16 protein-coding genes are annotated in these 16,068 nt (G+C 70.5%); 11 read left to right on the forward strand and 5 right to left on the reverse strand.

Annotated features, from left to right (window positions below):
• The first annotated feature begins 114 nt into the window (after positions 1 to 114).
• Together DVR07_RS08390 and DVR07_RS08395 are read left to right on the forward strand one after the other, a co-directional pair.
• Positions 115 to 1,530 carry a right-handed parallel beta-helix repeat-containing protein gene (locus DVR07_RS08390; RefSeq protein WP_115796361.1) on the forward strand — a complete coding sequence of 472 codons (1,416 nt, stop codon included), beginning with the start codon at positions 115 to 117 and terminating at the stop codon, positions 1,528 to 1,530.
• A 131-nt stretch (positions 1,531 to 1,661) separates the two neighbouring features.
• Entirely contained in the window at positions 1,662 to 1,925 is a 264-nt protein-coding gene (locus DVR07_RS08395) for a DUF3796 domain-containing protein (RefSeq protein ID WP_205254517.1), read from the forward strand.
• Positions 1,926 to 1,968: 43 nt separating this feature from the next.
• Here the strand turns inward: DVR07_RS08395 and DVR07_RS08400 are convergent, their stop codons facing one another.
• Positions 1,969 to 2,991 carry a lipid II:glycine glycyltransferase FemX gene (locus DVR07_RS08400; protein ID WP_115796362.1) on the reverse strand — a complete coding sequence of 341 codons (1,023 nt, stop codon included), beginning with the start codon at positions 2,989 to 2,991 and terminating at the stop codon, positions 1,969 to 1,971.
• Positions 2,991 to 4,625 (reverse strand): alkaline phosphatase family protein, encoded by a 1,635-nt coding sequence (locus DVR07_RS08405; RefSeq protein ID WP_115796363.1) that lies wholly within the window; start codon positions 4,623 to 4,625, stop codon positions 2,991 to 2,993. Before DVR07_RS08405 ends, DVR07_RS08400 begins: the two co-directional genes overlap by 1 nt.
• Before the next feature lie 724 nt (positions 4,626 to 5,349).
• Here DVR07_RS08405 and DVR07_RS08410 point away from each other — a divergent pair.
• Together DVR07_RS08410 and DVR07_RS08415 are read left to right on the forward strand one after the other, a co-directional pair.
• Positions 5,350 to 5,562: a hypothetical protein gene (locus tag DVR07_RS08410; RefSeq protein ID WP_115796364.1), complete on the forward strand. Its 213-nt coding sequence runs from the start codon at positions 5,350 to 5,352 to the stop codon at positions 5,560 to 5,562.
• Entirely contained in the window at positions 5,552 to 5,779 is a 228-nt protein-coding gene (locus DVR07_RS08415) for a hypothetical protein (protein WP_115796365.1), read from the forward strand. Before DVR07_RS08410 ends, DVR07_RS08415 begins: the two co-directional genes overlap by 11 nt.
• A 22-nt stretch (positions 5,780 to 5,801) precedes the next feature.
• Here DVR07_RS08415 and glmM read toward each other — a convergent pair whose 3' ends face one another.
• Both glmM and DVR07_RS08425 read right to left on the reverse strand, forming a co-directional pair.
• Complete coding sequence (glmM, locus tag DVR07_RS08420; protein ID WP_115796366.1) at positions 5,802 to 7,130, reverse strand: phosphoglucosamine mutase; 1,329 nt, start codon at positions 7,128 to 7,130, stop codon at positions 5,802 to 5,804.
• Position 7,131: 1 nt separating this feature from the next.
• Positions 7,132 to 7,692: a DUF7344 domain-containing protein gene (locus tag DVR07_RS08425; protein ID WP_115796367.1), complete on the reverse strand. Its 561-nt coding sequence runs from the start codon at positions 7,690 to 7,692 to the stop codon at positions 7,132 to 7,134.
• Between the two features lie 440 nt (positions 7,693 to 8,132).
• On the opposite strand from DVR07_RS08425, the gene DVR07_RS08430 reads away from it, so the two are divergent.
• From DVR07_RS08430 to DVR07_RS08460, 7 genes are all read left to right on the forward strand, one after another.
• A complete protein-coding gene (locus DVR07_RS08430) occupies positions 8,133 to 8,753 on the forward strand; it encodes an acyltransferase (RefSeq protein ID WP_115796368.1) in 621 nt (206 codons plus the stop codon).
• Positions 8,750 to 9,838 carry a DegT/DnrJ/EryC1/StrS family aminotransferase gene (locus tag DVR07_RS08435; protein ID WP_115796369.1) on the forward strand — a complete coding sequence of 363 codons (1,089 nt, stop codon included), beginning with the start codon at positions 8,750 to 8,752 and terminating at the stop codon, positions 9,836 to 9,838. Before DVR07_RS08430 ends, DVR07_RS08435 begins: the two co-directional genes overlap by 4 nt.
• Complete coding sequence (locus DVR07_RS08440) at positions 9,828 to 10,820, forward strand: Gfo/Idh/MocA family protein (RefSeq protein WP_115796370.1); 993 nt, start codon at positions 9,828 to 9,830, stop codon at positions 10,818 to 10,820. Before DVR07_RS08435 ends, DVR07_RS08440 begins: the two co-directional genes overlap by 11 nt.
• Complete coding sequence (locus DVR07_RS08445; protein WP_115796371.1) at positions 10,817 to 12,166, forward strand: nucleotide sugar dehydrogenase; 1,350 nt, start codon at positions 10,817 to 10,819, stop codon at positions 12,164 to 12,166. Before DVR07_RS08440 ends, DVR07_RS08445 begins: the two co-directional genes overlap by 4 nt.
• Positions 12,167 to 12,234: 68 nt before the next feature.
• On the forward strand, positions 12,235 to 13,296 hold the full coding sequence (gene wecB / locus DVR07_RS08450; protein WP_115796372.1) for a non-hydrolyzing UDP-N-acetylglucosamine 2-epimerase: 1,062 nt from the start codon (positions 12,235 to 12,237) through the stop codon (positions 13,294 to 13,296).
• Positions 13,289 to 14,362 (forward strand): polysaccharide deacetylase family protein, encoded by a 1,074-nt coding sequence (locus tag DVR07_RS08455; RefSeq protein WP_240147515.1) that lies wholly within the window; start codon positions 13,289 to 13,291, stop codon positions 14,360 to 14,362. The genes wecB and DVR07_RS08455 overlap by 8 nt, the downstream gene beginning before the upstream one ends.
• Before the next feature lie 3 nt (positions 14,363 to 14,365).
• Positions 14,366 to 15,454, forward strand: coding sequence for a GNAT family N-acetyltransferase (locus DVR07_RS08460; RefSeq protein ID WP_115796373.1), 1,089 nt, complete (start codon positions 14,366 to 14,368; stop codon positions 15,452 to 15,454).
• Positions 15,455 to 15,640: 186 nt separating this feature from the next.
• Here DVR07_RS08460 and DVR07_RS22055 read toward each other — a convergent pair whose 3' ends face one another.
• Positions 15,641 to 15,808, reverse strand: a complete 168-nt coding sequence (locus tag DVR07_RS22055; protein ID WP_165881744.1) for a DUF7331 family protein — start codon at positions 15,806 to 15,808, stop codon at positions 15,641 to 15,643.
• Positions 15,809 to 16,068 lie beyond the last annotated feature (260 nt).

Here is a 16,068-nt window from a genome sequence, read left to right on the forward strand (position 1 = left end):
TCGCCGTCTCCGTCCCGTTCGCGCCGGGCTACGGACCGCCTACGGGACCGAAGTGGTCGCGTAGACGGTTACAGGACGACCATAACAATAGTATCGAGAGACGGACATAATCGCGTGACCGACGACGAGAGCTCGCTGACGCGGCGCGACGCCCTCCGGGCCGCCGGGGCGACCGTGGGCGCCGGGGCGCTCGCGGGGTGTGGCGGTCCCGATCCGGGGACCACCCGCGAGACGACCTCCGGCGCGACCCCGACGACCTCGCCCGGCACCGAGTCGACGACGACCGGCACCGAACCGACGACCCGGTCGGCGAACGACCTGGTCGACCCGACCGACTACGAGACGGTCGTCGACGTCGCCGAGGCCGGCGCCGACACCGACGGCGAGGAGCTGATAAACCCGGTCGTCGAGGAGCACGTCGGCGACGACACCCTGCTGTACTTCCCGACCGGGCGGTACCTGCTCGGCGGTTGGCGGGTGACCGACTACCGGAACCTCGCGGTCGTCGGCGACGACGCCACCCTGGTCGCGCCGCCCGACGTGAACTACTGGCTGATGTGGGGCGGCCTCGAGGACCTGCTGTTCGCCGGGTTCACCATCGACTGCCGCGGCGAGAACGTCGCACCCATCGCCCACGTCGGCGTGACGCGGGGCGACAACGTCGTTCGGGACGTGACCGTGCGGGGGCACCGATACGCGCCGAAGACGGCCTTCGAGGTGGAGGTCACCGACCCCGACGGGTCGCTGCTGTTCGACGGGCTCTCGCTGCCCGACGGGTCGACGACCGGCCACTCGGTGTACGTCTTCCCCGAGAGCGTCGGCGAACTGACGTTCAGGGACTGCCGGATCGAGCACTGGAAGGAGGGGCTGTACGCCGCCTACCACCGCGGCCCGCTCCGCATCGAGGGCGGCTACTACGCCAACAACGGCATCGAGCAGGTCCGGGTCGGCGGCGGCACCGAGGGCGCGGTCGTCAAGGACGTGACGATCCGCGTCGACAACCCGCGCCAGGCCCAGAACAAGCCAAACATGCGGGGCATCTGGGCCGAGGAGGGCGCCCACGTCCGGATCGAGAACTGCGACATCGCCATCACCGACCTCACGGGCACCTACTCCTCGGGCGGCATCGTCGTCGAGAAGCAGTTCGGCGAGGCGGTCGTGGAGAACACCCGCGTCCGGACCGACGTCGAGGCCTACGCGCTCAGCGTCCGGGACCCCATCGACAGCATGGAGGGCCAGACCGTCCCGAGCCTGGACAGTCTCCCGGAACGGACCCGGTTCAGCGCGAGCAACCTCCGCATCGAGGGGGCCGCGACGTCCGGCACCGCGATCCGGGTCAACCGCCGGGACGACTGCACGTTCGAGAACATCTGCGTCCAGCACCCGAAGGGCGACCGCGACGGGCTCCTCGTGGCCGAGGCCGACGGGTGTTCGGTCAGCGACTCCACCATCGACGTGAGCGGCGATGCCGTCGTCGTCGACGAGGCGACGGTGAAGACCGAGCGACTCCGGCGGAACGGCTCCTGCTAGGCGAGTCCGACGGTGCGACGAGGACGACCGTTCCGATTTGTTCGGGCCGAACCCGACTGGAGGGACAACTGAACGTCACCTCCTGAGAATCGCATCCTCGTTTTATGCAAGCGCGACCCGTCTCTCCGGACATGAGCGAACCAGTCAGCGGCGGCGCCCGCGAGGACGGAGCGACGAACGACCGGTCGTGGATGCTGGGATTCCTGGGGCTCCTCGGATTCGTGGGGTTCCAGGCGTTCGAGACGGGGGAGCCGCTGACGCTGTTCTACTTCGGCTTCTTCGGCTTCCTCGGGTTCTTCCGGTACTTCCGGGAGGAGCTGAAGTTCCTCGGTCTGCTCGGAGTCCTCGGCGTCGTCGTGGCGCTGCTCGGCCTGACGGGCGTCATCCCGGTCTGAGGAGGGACGGCCACTCGGCGAAAACAGTCGGGGCGGGGTCGGTTCAGCGCAGCTTCTGGTAGACGCTCGACAGCGCGTTGGTGACCCGGGTCCCCTTCTGGATCGAGTAGTACGACCGGAGCTCGGGGCCGAACTTGGCCTTGTAGCCGCAGAGGCGCTCCTCGTTTGCGCCCACCAGGTCGTAATTCTCGACCCCGCGGTCCATCGCGTCGGTCATGATCGCCCAGTCGACCAGGTCGTTGACAGGGAGGTCCCGGTCGTGCTTGGCGCCGCCCTGCCACCGGTAGACCGTGTCGCCGAACTCCAGCGCGACCATCCCGCCCGCGAACTCGCCGTCGATCTCGCAAGCGTAGGGCCGGACCGCGCCGTCGGGGAGCCCCCGGTAGAGGTCGGTCACGAAGTCGGCGGTCACCCCGTAACTCTCGTCCTGCTCGTCGTGGCGCGACCGGACCTGCGAGATGATCGCGGCGATCTCGTCGGGGCCGCCCTCGTACACCCGGTAGTCGCCGTCGGTCCGGATGTTGTTCCGGGCGTCGCTCGAGAACGACATCAGCACCTCGTCCTCGCCGGGCGTGAGGTCGACCGAGTAGGTGTGGCGCACGTCGACGTCGAAGTCGGCCCACTCGAAGGGGCGGACGTCCCGGTAGTCCGGGACGGGCCGGACCTGCGTGAACCTGGGGCCGAGCCGAGCGTCGATCCAGTCGAGACACCCCCGGACGAACCGCTTGTTCCGGCGCTCGCGCTTGCGGCGCTTGAGCTTCCGGTGGTTCAGCAGCGCAGGCCCGAGGTACGACACCCAGAGGCCGGGCGCGGGCGAGAACGCCATCGTCATCCCGCCCTTCCGCTTCTCGAAGACGGGGAAGACGCCGACCGGCTCCTGGCCCTTGTACCCCACCAGCGGGTGGATCCGGGCGTCGGCGTGGTCGGCCTGGACTTCGAGGGACTCCCCGTAGTGGAAGACCCCCGCCTGGGGGGACCGCTCGACCAGGTCGTTCCAGTCGTGGTGGTCGAACTCCGTCGCGCGTCCGATTCTGATGCCGTCGTTTTCGATGATTGTCACGCTCATTATTCGAGGTACCCGAGGTCCGCGAGCCGCGCCTCGACGTCGTCGTCGTCGGTCGCGACTTCTCCGCCCGCGTCGAACGCGGGGTACGATTCCGTGCCGACCGCCCCGACCGCGGGGAGCACCGACCCGTCCATCCGGTCGGCCGCCGGGACGCCCATCGTCGCCAGCACCGTGGGGGCCACGTCGAAGAGGTGGGCGTCCGAGAGGTCCGCGGTCGGGTCGACGCCGGCGCCCGACACCGCCACGATCCCGTCGCGCTTGTGGTTGTAGGGCTCGCTCGGCGGGGCGAACCGCCCGTCGCCGACGCGGGTCGAGAGGAACTCGTCGTACTCGCGCGGGATCGTGATGACGTCGGGCGCCTCCTCGACGTAGGGACCGGAGAACACCTCCTCGCGCCGGGCCACCCGCTCGAACACCGGCTCGCCGTCGGGGGTCTCGGCGCCCGAGAGCAGGTCGACGAGATCCTCGCAGAGCCGGTCGTACCGGCTTTCGGGCACCACGCCGTCGGGCTCGCGGCCCTTGAGGTTCACGCGGACGCCGAGCTCGATGCGGTCGCGCATGTAGGCCCGCGAGGCCGGGAAGTCGACCTGCTCGGAGCCGGCCCGGGCCACGTCGGTCGGGACGCGCTCGGCCACGAACTCCGCGAGGCCGACCGCGTCGAGCGCGGCCCGGATGCGCTGGCTGGTGACGCCGACGCTCGCGAGGCCGGCCACGGCGCGCTCGAGCGGGGTCCGGTCGTCGTCGGCCTCGGCCTTCCCGGTCTCGCCGTCCTGCAACTGGTTGTCGGCGATGGTCGACCAGGTGGGCATCCCCTCGCCCTCGGTCGTGGTCTCGACCAGGCCGCGCTCGCGCAGGAGCTCGTTGGGCCGGAACTCGTGGCCGGCGTACTCGCCCATCCCGTGGTCGCTGGCGACGACCACGGTGTCGGGGTCGCACCGGTCCAGTATCTCGCCGACCTGGCGGTCGACCGCCTCGTAGACGGTCCGGACCTTCGCGTCGTCGCCGGGGAACTCGTGGAAGACGGTGTCGGTCTGCTGGAACTGGACGAAGCCGAACGCGGGGTCGAACCGGTCGGCGAGGTAGCGGAACGCCTCGCCCCGCATCGCGACGAGTCGCTCGTACCACTCTACCTTCTCGGCGCCGTCGGCGTCCCGGGGTGCGTACACGCGGTAGTCGCCGATCTCGTCGCGGACGTCGTCGAGCAGGCCGTCGGGGTGGCAGTCGGGGTCCTCGGGCGCGGTGTAGCCCGGCACCACCGCGCCGTCGAACTCGCGGGGCGGGTGGGTCACCGGCGCGTTGACCACGACGCTCGACTTGCCGCGCTCGTCGAGCAGCTCCCAGAGGGTCCGCTCGCGGACGCGGCTCGCGTTCACCACGTCCCAGTCGTAGCCGTCGAACGCCAGGAAGCCGAACACGCCGTGCTTGCCCGGGTTGACGCCGGTGTACAGCGACGGCCACGCGCTGGGGGTCCAGGGCGGCACCTGGGACTCCAGCGGGCCGGCCGCGCCGGTCTCGAACAGCGACTCCAGATTCGGCACCGCGCCGGACTCGAAGAGGGGTTCGAGGACCGACCGACACCCCGCGTCCAACCCGACCAAGAGGGTCTCCATGCTGGTCTGCGGGCGGTCAGCCATGTAACCGGTATAACCGGTCGTTCGGCCTTTGTTATGGGCCGTCTGTCACGAAGAAAACACGTCCTACGGCCCGATCGACCGGGTAAGCTCTCGTTAACACCGCCGCACCGTCTGTTTCGGATGTTCCGTCCCGACTGTTTCACCGGCGGCCGTTACACTTAAATAAGAAATCTCGTATTGAACTGAAGTCGGCACCTTTATGAATGGGCAGTCTCGCATTGAGAATTGCATGGCACGCGACGAGGCGGCGCGCGGGCGACCGCGACCGACCGGCGGTCGGCGCGCCCCTCGGCGGACGCGGCGGTCGCCTCGGCAGGCGAACGTGGCAGTGTGGCGACCGCGGCCCCCGACGCCGCTCCGGTCCCCGACCTGACGCCCTCCCCCGTCGACGAACCCGGCTCTCCACCCGGCACGCGAGCGACTCCCGCACCGCGATCGGCCCCCGACGCGAACGTCCCTCCCCTCTGCGGCCTCGGCCGCTCCGCGTCCCCTGACTGTTCCCATCTCTCACGCTTCACGAACCGCTAGCAGCGGCGGAAAGGTCCCATTACCTGCGGACGCTGGCGCAGGGTGATTTATACTGACCGGACCCATCTACTCGGATACGGAAGCGAGAGAGTCGGAGACCGACGCCCGCAACAGAAGCTACACTGATAAATTAAAGAACCGGCATTGAACGGATGTCGGTAGTTTTTTCAGACGGTAATGGAGGATTGAACACTGCATGGCACGCGACGAGACGGCACGCGACTCCGAATCGGAAACGCCCCTCCCCGGCCCGCGCTCCCCCCGCTGGCGGGCCGGACCGCAGTCGATCACCGTCGCCGGGGCCGAGGCGGTCGGCGACGACACGGACTCACTCCCCCAGAGCGGGACGCCGGAACGGCCGGACGTCGGCGGTGGGCCGGCCGCGCCGGAGGTGGCCGATGGCCACTGAGAACGCGCAGGACGCGGGCGAACCCTGGCGGGACGTCCCCCGCGATCCGGAGCTGTCGGACCTCGGCTACGAGATGGACGACTGGGAGGTCATCCGGGCCCGGAAGGACGACCGGGGCCACCTGATGTTCCTGCCCGAGAACGAGGAGATGCTCCGCGACGAGGCGTTCATCGTGGCCGACGCCTGTTCGGTCTGCGACGTGGTCGACCGCATCTAGGGTCGCGCGTCGGCGAACCCACCTACGGCCGCGCGTCCTCGACCAGCGAACGGGCCTCCGCGAACAGTTCGTCGGTCCGGGACTCGCTCCTGGCCTCCGCGGTCACCCGGACCAGCGGCTGGGTCCCGCTGGCCCGCACCAGGAACCAGCCGTCGTCGGTCCCCGCCCGCACCCCGTCGAGGGTCGTCACGTCGTCGTAGGCGTCGCGGACCCGCTCGCGGACGCACGCGACGATCTCCTCCTTCCGGTCGGTCTCGACGTTGCCCCGCCGGAGCGGGTAGCGCTCGACCTCGCCGACCAGCGCGTCGAGCGACCCCATCCGGGAGACCAGCCCCGCGAGTCGGCACGCAGCCAGCGGACCGTCCGGGCAGAGGGTCTCGCCAGGCCAGATCCACGCACCGCTGGGCTCGCCGCCGAAGGCGACGCCCGGGTCGGTCGCGCGCTCGGCCACGTACACGTCGCCCACGCGCGTGCGCGAGACCGACACGCCCTGGGTCTCGAGCAGGTCGGCGACCGCGAGGCTGGTGTCGACCGGGACCGCCACCTCGTCGCCCGCGCTCGCGGCCTCGCGGGCGAACAGCGCGAGCAGCAGGTCGCCGGCGACGAACTCGCCGCGCTCCGTGACCGCCCGCATCCGGTCGGCGTCGCCGTCGTGGGCGATGCCGAGGTCGGCGTCGAAGCCGCCGTCCCCGCCGGCCGCCACGAACGCCGAGAGCGCCCGGCAGTTCTCGGCGGTCGGCTCGCTCGGCCGGGCCGGGAAGGAGCCGTCGGGCCGCTCGTTGAGCGTCTGGACGTCGTGGCCGAGCCGGCGGAGCGCCTCGGCCGTGACCTGACCGACGCCGTTGCCGACGTCGACGACGACGGAGAGGTCGCCGGGCGCGGCCGCCCGGGCCAGCGCCTCGGCGTGGCGCTCGGTCGCGCCGTCCCACTCGGTCGCGTCGCCGAGCTCGTCCCAGGGCCGGAGGTCGTAGTCGTCTTCGCGCACGCGCGAGGCGATGGTCTCGCGCTGGCGCTCGTCGAACGCCTGACCCGAGGGGTTCCAGAGCTTCAGCCCGTTGTCGGGCGCGGGGTTGTGGCTGGCGGTCACCACCAGCCCGGCGTCGGCGTCGCGCCAGCCGACGCTCCGGGCCACGGTGGGGGTCGCGGCCTCGCCCAGCCGGACGACGTCGGCGCCGCACTCCCGGAGGCCCGCGACCGCGGCGTCGGCCAGCATCCGGCCGCTCCCGCGGGCGTCCCGGCCGACCACCACCCGGTCGTACCCCTCGCTGGCGAGCGCGCGCCCGACCGAGAGCGCGAGGTCGCAGGTCACCTCGTCGCCGACGCGTCCGCGGACGCCGCTGGTTCCGAACATGCTAGTTCTCCTGGCCGTTCGCGCGGTGGAGCTCGGGCGGCGTGCCGACGTCGCCGCCGCGCCTGTACGACACGTAGTGGACGACCGCCGAGACGCCGAACACCGCGAGGATGGCGGTCGCGAGCACGAGTCCAGGGATGGCCCCGAACGGCGGGATCTCGAGCCACACCGCCGCGACCAGGAGCGAGCTCACCGCGACCAGCCCGAGGTAGTACCGGTCCCACGGGAACTCCTCGCGGGAGACGTCGCCCAGATAGAGGTCGAGGTCCGACGCCCGGTCGCCGAGCCGGATGACGCCGGCGTCGCGGTCGTACTCGACGATGTTCGCCTCGTCGAGCTTGGGAAGGTGAGTCTGGTAGAGGGAGATGTACACGCGCTTGCGCTGCTCGGTCGAGAGGGCCGAGGGCGTGGTCTCGTTCTCCCACGCCGCGACCTGCTCGGTCAGGTCCGAGAGTTCGGACTCACCGCCCTCCTGGCGGAGGTAGTACAGCGCGTACCGGCGTCGTGGGCTCTTCAGGACCTCGAACACCTCGTCCTGAGAGAGCTGGTCAGCGCGAGACATGCTCCCGGAGCTGTCGGCAGGTCGTCGGGGGCGATGCGCGTTCGGAGCCACCGGGTCGGGAGGATGTCCGCAGGTGAGACCGCCGCATACTCCCGATATTACCGCGTTGGCACTTTGTTACCCAGTTGCTGTTCGGGGGTAATCCGACGGTACGACGGCGTTCGCCGGCGATACGGTCGAAGTAACGCCGCGAGACAGGTCTGCGAGCGGAGGAGTTCGCTCAACCGCGTTGTTGGCGGAAATCAGCCGGTAGCAGCCCGATAGGACGCGTCTACCGCGGTTCAAGGCCCTATATAACAAAGAGGAACACAGGTCATTGAGTCGATAACGCCCGGCCCCCGTCCGGCGGTACGGTCGGGCAACCGACTGAACGACTATGATTCCGTTATCGACCCCAACCGAGACGCAGCCTCCCCGCTCGTTGTCGGAGGTGAGCCACGGTGGCTAGCGCCGACGCCCGATCCGACCGGGACGACCGGCTCGCCGCCAGGCTCGGCGACGACTGCGAGGTCTCGCCCGACGCCACTGTCGGCCACCGCCACAGCGAGGACGCCACCCCGCCCGTGCTTGGCGACCGCGCGACGGTCCGCTCGGGCAGCATCGTCTACGCCGACGTCGAGATCGGCGACGACTTCACCACCGGTCACGACGTGCTCGTGCGCGAAGACACCACTATCGGCGACGACGTGGTGCTGGGCACCGACACGGTCGTCGACGGGACGACCACCATCGGCTCGCACGTCAGCGTCCAGACCGGCGTCTACGTCCCGACGAACACCACCATCGGCAGCGAGGTGTTCGTCGGCCCGCGGGCGGTGCTGACCAACGACCCCTATCCCATACGAGAGGACGTGGACCTGGAGGGGCCGACCCTCGAGGACCACGTCTCGGTCGGCGCGAACGCCACCCTGCTGCCCGGCGTGACCGTCGGCGAGGGGTCGTTCGTCGCGGCCGGCGCGGTCGTGACCGAGGACGTGCCCTCCGAGACGCTGGCGGTGGGCGCGCCCGCCGAGCACCGGGAGCTCCCCGACGAACTGGCGGGAGGGAACCGCATCGAATGAGCGACGTTCCCATCGCCGACCCCGAGCTGGGCGAGCGGGAGATCGCCCGGGTCCGCGAGGTCATGGAGTCGGGCCGCATCGCCGACGGCCCGGAGGTCCGGGAGTTCGAGCGGGAGTTCGCGGCGTTCTGCGGGGCGGACCGCGGAGTCGCGACCAGCAACGGGACGACCGCGCTCCACGCCGCCTTCGAGGCGCTCGGCGTCGGACCGGGGGACAAGGTGGTGACGACGCCCTACTCGTTCGTGGCCAGCGCGAACGCGGTCCGGCTCGCCGGCGCCGAGCCGGTGTTCGCCGACGTCGACCCCGACACCTTCAATCTCGACCCCGACGCGGTCGAGGCGGTCGTCCGCGAGGACGACGACGTCGCCGCGGTCATGCCGGTCCACCTCTACGGCCTGGCCGCCGACATGGACCGGCTCCTCGATATCGCCGACGACTACGGCCTCGCCGTCCTCGAGGACGCCTGCCAGGCCCACGGCGCGGAGTTCCGCGGCCGGCGGGTCGGGTCGCTCGGCGACGCGGCCTGCTTCTCGATGTACCCGACCAAGAACATGACCACGGGCGAGGGCGGGATGATAACCACCGACCGCGCCGACGTGGCCGAGCGGGCCGAGAGCTTCGTCAACCACGGCCGGCCGCCCGAGGGCGGCTACGAGCACGTCAGACTCGGCCACAACTTCCGGATGACATCGCTGGCCGCGGCCATCGGTCGGGTCCAGCTCGACCGACTGGCCGACTACAACGCGGCCCGGCGGTCGAACGCCGCCTACCTCACCGACGCGCTGGCCGAGGCCGACGTGGTCACCCCGACCGAGCCCGACGACCGCCGGCACGTCTACCACCAGTACACCGTCCTGACCGACGACCGGGACGGGCTGGCCGATTACCTCGACGACGCGGGCGTGAGCACCGGCGTCTACTACCCGACGCCCATCCACGAGCAGCCCGCCTACGAGGGCGTGGACCGCGACGCACCGGTCGCCGAGCGGACAGCCGACCGGGCGCTGTCGCTGCCGGTCCACCCGAACGTCACCGAACAGGACCTCCGAACCATCGCATCCACTATTCGAGAGTATGAACGCTGAGCACCCCGACGCGACGAACGCCGCCGTCATCGGCGTCGGCAACATGGGTCGTCACCACGCGCGAGTGTACGGAGAACTGCCGGGCGTGAATCTGGTCGGCGTCTTCGACGTCGACGACGAGCGGGCCCGGGAGGTCGCCGAGGACAACGGCACCGTCGCGATGGAGATGGACGCGCTCCTGGAGGCCGCCGACGTGGCCTCCGTCGTGGTGCCGACCCGGTACCACGCCGACATCGCGCGCGACTGCATCGACAACGACGTCGACGTGCTGGTCGAGAAGCCGTTCGTCGACGACCCCGAGGTCGGTCGGGAACTGCTCGACCGGGCCGACGAGGCCGGCGTGACGATCCAGGTCGGCCACGTCGAGCGGTTCAACCCCGCGGTCCGGGCGCTGGCCGACATCGTGGCCGACCTCGACATCATCGCGGTCGAGGCCCACCGGCTCGGTCCGCCGCCCGAGGGCCGCGGGGTCGACGAGAGCGCGGTGCTCGACCTGATGATCCACGACGTCGACGTGGTGCTGGCGATGCTGGGCGAGCGTCCCGAGAACGTCACCGCCAGGGGCGCGAAGAACAACCAGTACGCCACCGCCACGCTGGAGTTCGGCGACGGGACGGTTGCCTCGCTCACCGCGAGCCGGGTGACCCAGCAGCGGGTCCGTACCCTCTCGATCACCGCCGAGGACTGCCGGGTCAACGTCGACTACATCGACCGGTCGGTCGAGATCCACCGCCACTCGCTGCCCGAGTACATCGAGGACAACGGCGACGTGCGCTACCGCCACGAGAGCATCGTCGAGCGCCCGACCGTCGAGACGGGCGAGCCGCTCAAGAACGAACTCGAGTCGTTCGTCAACGCGGCCACCTCCGACGCCGAGCCGGTGGTCTCTGGCGAGGACGGCCTCCGGGTGCTAGAGGTGGTGCGCCGGATCGACGAGGTCGCGGGCGAGGAGCGACCCGAACCCGAGGTGACCGCGCAGTGAGCCTGCGGGAGGCAGTCCACCTCTACGGCAGCGACGCCGTCGCGGCCGACCAGCGCGAGGCGTTCCGCTCCGGTCGGGTCCCGGTCGCTGTGTACGGCCTCGGCAAGATGGGGCTGCCCCTTGCCGCGGTGTACGCCGACGTCTCGGGCAACGTGGTCGGCGCCGACGTCGACCCCGGCGTGGTCGAGACGGTCAACGCCGGCGACTGCCACGTCAAGCGCGAGCCCGGTCTACCGGAGCTCGTGGCCGAGACGGTCGCGGACGGCGCGCTCGAGGCCACCGAGGACCCGGCGGCCGCGGCCGACCGGGCCGCGGTCCACGTCGTCCTCGTGCCGACGCCAATCACCGACGACCACGAGGCAGACCTCTCCATCCTCCGGTCGGTCGCCGAGGACGTCGGAACGGGCCTCGACCCCGGCGACCAGGTCATCATCGAGTGCACGGTCCCTCCGCGGACCTGCTCGGACCTGCTCGAACCGATGCTCGCCGAGGCGGCGGGCCACGACGAGTTCGGGCTGGCGTTCTGCCCCGAGCGGACCGCCAGCGGCCGGGCGCTCAAGGACATCCGGGGCGCCTACCCCAAGGTGGTCGGCGGCGTCGACGACGAGAGCACCCGGGTCGCCGAGCTGATCTACGGCGAGATCACCGACAACGACGTACTGGCGGTCTCGGACGCCACCACCGCTGAGGCGGTCAAGGTGTTCGAGGGGCTGTACCGCGACGTCAACATCGCGCTGGCCAACGAGCTCGCCACGCTGACCGACGAGCTGGGCGTCGACGTCAACGAGGCCATCGAGACGGCCAACACCCAGCCGTTCTGCGAGCTCCACGCGCCCGGACCGGGCGTGGGCGGCCACTGCATCCCCTACTACCCGTACTTCGTCATCAACGGGTTCGACACCGACTCGCCGCTGCTGGAGACCGCCCGCGAGGTCAACGACGCGATGCCCGAGTTCGCGGTCGAGACGCTGACCCGGGAGCTCGACGCCGCGGGGACCGACCCCGCCGACGCCACCGTGGCGGTCCTGGGCCTGACCTACCGGCCCGGCGTCGAGGAGACCCGCGCGACGCCCGCCGGCCCCATCGCCGAGCGACTGACCGAGTTGGACGCGGAGGTGCTCGCGGTCGACCCCATGCTCGACGGCGCCGACGGGTTCGCGGCCGAGATGGTACCGCAGGAGGAGCTATACGACCGCAACCTCGACGGCGCCGTGCTGGTGACGCCCCACGAAGAGTTCGACGGCATCGAGTGGGAGCGGTTCGACCCGCTGGCGGTCGTCGACGGCCGCCAGAGCCTCGACCTCGACCACACCGACCACCGAGTGTACACCATCGGGAGCGGATAAGCAATGCTCACAACGCGCAGTACGACGGACGGTAGCATCGACTCGGCCGACCGCCGGGAGGGACCGCGATGAAGGTTCTGACCGTGGTCGGCGCGCGACCCCAGTTCGTGAAGGCCGCGGCGGTCTCGCGCGAGCTCCGCCGGGACCACGAGGAGGTGCTGGTCCACACCGGCCAGCACTACGACGAGGAGATGTCGGACGTGTTCTTCGAGGAACTGGGGATCCCGGAGCCCGACGACAACCTCGGCGTGGGCTCGGACAGCCACGGCGCCCAGACCGCCGAGATGATCGTCGGGCTCGAAGAGCTCGTCGAGACCGAGGAGCCCGACGCGGTGCTCGTCTACGGCGACACCAACTCCACGCTCGCGGCGGCGGTGGCGGCCTCGAAGCTGGACACCGACCTCGCTCACGTCGAGGCCGGCCTCCGGAGCTTCAACCGCGAGATGCCCGAGGAGGTAAACCGGGTGCTGACCGACCACGCCGCCGACCTGCTGTTCGCGCCCTCCCGGCGCGCGGTCGAGAACCTCCGCGAGGAGTCGGTGCCGGGCGCCGTGCACGACACCGGCGACGTGATGTACGACGCGGTGCTGTGGGCCCGCGACCGGGCGGCCGACCACTCGACGGTGCTCGACGAGCACGGCGTCGAGCCCGGCGAGTACGTGCTGGCGACCGTCCACCGCGCGGGCAACACCGACGACCCCAAGAAGCTGGCCGCCATCCTCGACGCGCTGGCCGGCGACCCCCGCGAGGTCGTCCTGCCCGCCCACCCCCGGACGGTCGACCGGATGAAGGAGTACGGGCTGTACGAAGAGGCCGAAGAGCGACTTACGCTGACCGACCCGGCGGGCTACCTCGACTTCGTTCGCCTGCAGGACTGCGCTGACGTGGTCGCGACCGACTCGGGCGGCGTCCAGAAGGAGGCGTTCTTCCTCGACACGCCGGTCGTGACCATGCGCGAGGAGACCGAGTGGCGCGAGACGGTCGAGGCCGGCTGGAACACCCTGGCGGGCGCCGACGAGGAGGCCATCCGGCGGGCGCTCGCGACCGCCGACCCGCCGGACGCGAAGCCCCGGCCCTACGGCGACGGCGACGCCGCGGCCGAGATCGCCCGGCTGCTGGACGATGAGTGACCGACGCGCTCGCGATGACACCGGAACTGACCGCAGTAGCCGTCGCCCGGCCGACCCGGAAATCGCCGGGTCGCCGCCCGCGGTCGCCGACGCCGAGTTCGCGCTCCTGCTGACCCACGACGTCGACCGGCCGTACAAGACGATCCAGTCGGTCTACCACGCGATAGAGCGGCGCGACCCCCGACAGCTCAAGGGGCTGCTGCCGGGCGTCAACCCCTGGTGGCAGTTCGACGACATCACGGCGCTCGAGGAGTCGCTGGGCGTCCGGTCGGCGTTCTACTTCCTGCGCGAGCAGCACATCCTCGAACGCTCGCCGTCCGACTGGCTCGACCCCTTCTACTGGGTCGAGCACCTGGGCCGGTACGACATCGAGACGCCGGAGCTGATCGAACTGCTCGACCGGCTCGACTCGGGGGGCTGGGAGGTCGGGCTCCACGGCTCGTACGACTCCTACGACGACCCGGTCCGGCTCCGGATGGAGAAGACCCGGCTGGAGGCCGCGCTGGGCGACGACGTGGCCGGGGGTCGCCAGCACCACCTCAACCGCGGGCCGCGGACCTGGGCCCACCACCGCGCGGTCGGGCTCCGGTACGACGCCAGCCCGGGGTCGAGCGAGACGGTCGGCTTCGACCACGGCCACCTCCCGCTTCGGCCCTTCGACGACGAGTTCGTGGTGTTCCCGCTGACGGTCATGGAGTGCGCGCTCCCCGACCCCGGCGAGGACTTCGGGGCGGCGTGGGCCGAGTGCGAGCGCCTGCTCGACGAGGCCGCCGACGAGGGCGCGGTGATGTCGGCGCTGTGGCACCCCCGGCTGTTCACCGAGGCCGACTTCCCCGGCTACCGCCGGCTCTACCGCCGGCTGATCGAGCGGGCGCTGGAGCTGGGCGCGTGGGTCGGCCCGCCGGGCGACTACTACGACCTGATGGACCACCCCGGGACCGAGGAAAGCAGCTCCGTCGAATCGGGGACTCCGGAGGATGACGACCCCGAATCTGGCCACAGGCGCGACGTACGCGGGGCGCAGGCGGAGGATAACAAAGTGAAAACCGGCGCCAACCGGGAGTAACGGATGAGAGTCGAGCAACTCGAACTCGAAGAGTGGGAGTCGGCGCTGCCGAGCGACGGATTCGAAGTGTTCCACCTGCCCGAGGCCCTGGAGGTGCTGGACCGCCACGCCGACGCCGAGATGCAGTTGTTCGGCGGGTTCAAGGGCCAGCAGCCAATCGCGCTCCTGCCGGTCTTCGTCCAGCAGAAGTCGGTCGGCACCGCGGTCACCTCGCCGCCGCCGGGCATGGGCGTCCCCCGGCTCGGGCCGATCCTGATGCCGACCAGCCCGAAGCGCCGCAAGCAGGAGAAGGTCAACAACGAGTTCACCGAGAAAGTGCTCCAGCGGGTCGGCACCGACCTGGGCCTCGACCGGCGGCTCGCGGCGGCCGGCGTCGAGTCGCCGACGGCCGAGCGCGTGCTCGACCACCTCGACGTCGATTCCCGGCTGACGCTGTTCCGGATGGAGTGCAACGCGGCCTACGGCGACCCCCGACCGTACGCCTGGGGCAACCTCCAGGTCGAGCCCAACTTCACCTACTTCCTCGACGTCGAGGGCCGGAGCGCCGAGGAGGTCCGCAAGTCGTTCTCGAAGAGCCTCCGTCGGGATATCCGCGACGCCGAGGAGCTCGACGTGACCGTCGAGACCGAGGGAGTTGAGGGCGCCCGCGCAGTGTACGAGGCGACCCAGCGGCGGTACGCCGAGCAGGACGAACCGTTCTCGCTGACGTGGTCGTACGTCCGGGATCTGTTCGAGGCCCTCGCGGCGGACGACCGGGCGCGGGCCTACGTCGCCCGCGACGCCGACGGCGAGTACCTCTCGGGCATCACCGCCCTCTACTCGAACGACCACGCCTACTTCTGGCAGGGCGGCGCGAAGGCCATCTACGAGGGCACCGCGGTCAACAGCCTCATCCACTGGCGACTTGTCGAGGACCTCATCGAGGAGCCGCCGGTCGAGTCGGTCACCGAGTACGACCTGATGGGCGCCAACACCGAGCGGCTCTGCCGCTACAAGGCCAAGTTCGGCGCCGATCTGGTGCCCTACTACGTCGTGGAGTCGCCCGGCGCGGCGATGAACGTCGCCAAGCGGGCGTACAAGCTGGTCCAGTAGGACGGCCCGACGCGAACCGACGGCCCGTCGGCTCTCCGGCGGTCGTAGTGTATTTCCGGAGAAGAACTGCTTCTTTCGCGGCCCGGAGGTCGGCTTTCGCGCGCCGAACTTCGGACCGCCATCGCACCGCGCGATAGCGCCTGCGCGACGGTGCACTGCTCCGTGCTCTCGAGGCTGGACTTCGAACTACGCCATCTCGGCGACGTCGACCGCCGCGTCGGACTTGAGCCACGCGGCGCTGTTCTCGGTGTCGTAGACGATGGTGTCGCCGGCGCCGTCGCCGACCGCGGCGTAGCGTTCGGTCTCGAACTCCTCGTCCTCGCGGGCGTTCTCGCCGTCGTGTTGTTCGGTCATTGTCCGTGTCCACTTGCGGGTGGTAAGTGGATTTCTACCGGTTAGTTGGCGCCGTACCCTGATAAGGGTTGGCGAACTCTCAGGGAGCGCCGCGCGGCGGAAGAAACGCGGGCCGAGATCGTGGCCGGAATCGAGACCGGCTCGGCGACCGGTCCGGCGTCCGGTCGACCGGCTCGGCGACCTACGCCTCCGTTTTCGCGGCCTAAGGAGGCGCAGGCGGCCCATAACAAAGCCCCGACGCGGGGACTGCAGGAAGTAAC

The organism is Halorussus rarus, assembly GCF_003369835.1.
Lineage (GTDB): Archaea > Halobacteriota > Halobacteria > Halobacteriales > Haladaptataceae > Halorussus > Halorussus rarus.

What these genes read in the sequence shown, in the direction of transcription:
- DVR07_RS08395 (WP_205254517.1), top strand. Translation starts at nt 1,662, where the DNA reads ATGAGCGAACCAGTCAGCGGCGGCGCCCGCGAGGACGGAGCGACGAAC.
- DVR07_RS08400 (WP_115796362.1), bottom strand. Translation starts at nt 2,991, where the DNA reads ATGAGCGTGACAATCATCGAAAACGACGGCATCAGAATCGGACGCGCG.
- DVR07_RS08405 (WP_115796363.1), bottom strand. Translation starts at nt 4,625, where the DNA reads ATGGCTGACCGCCCGCAGACCAGCATGGAGACCCTCTTGGTCGGGTTG.
- DVR07_RS08410 (WP_115796364.1), top strand. Translation starts at nt 5,350, where the DNA reads ATGGCACGCGACGAGACGGCACGCGACTCCGAATCGGAAACGCCCCTC.
- DVR07_RS08415 (WP_115796365.1), top strand. Translation starts at nt 5,552, where the DNA reads ATGGCCACTGAGAACGCGCAGGACGCGGGCGAACCCTGGCGGGACGTC.
- glmM (WP_115796366.1), bottom strand. Translation starts at nt 7,130, where the DNA reads ATGTTCGGAACCAGCGGCGTCCGCGGACGCGTCGGCGACGAGGTGACC.
- DVR07_RS08425 (WP_115796367.1), bottom strand. Translation starts at nt 7,692, where the DNA reads ATGTCTCGCGCTGACCAGCTCTCTCAGGACGAGGTGTTCGAGGTCCTG.
- DVR07_RS08435 (WP_115796369.1), top strand. Translation starts at nt 8,750, where the DNA reads ATGAGCGACGTTCCCATCGCCGACCCCGAGCTGGGCGAGCGGGAGATC.
- DVR07_RS08440 (WP_115796370.1), top strand. Translation starts at nt 9,828, where the DNA reads ATGAACGCTGAGCACCCCGACGCGACGAACGCCGCCGTCATCGGCGTC.
- wecB (WP_115796372.1), top strand. Translation starts at nt 12,235, where the DNA reads ATGAAGGTTCTGACCGTGGTCGGCGCGCGACCCCAGTTCGTGAAGGCC.
- DVR07_RS08455 (WP_240147515.1), top strand. Translation starts at nt 13,289, where the DNA reads ATGAGTGACCGACGCGCTCGCGATGACACCGGAACTGACCGCAGTAGC.
- DVR07_RS08460 (WP_115796373.1), top strand. Translation starts at nt 14,366, where the DNA reads ATGAGAGTCGAGCAACTCGAACTCGAAGAGTGGGAGTCGGCGCTGCCG.
- DVR07_RS22055 (WP_165881744.1), bottom strand. Translation starts at nt 15,808, where the DNA reads ATGACCGAACAACACGACGGCGAGAACGCCCGCGAGGACGAGGAGTTC.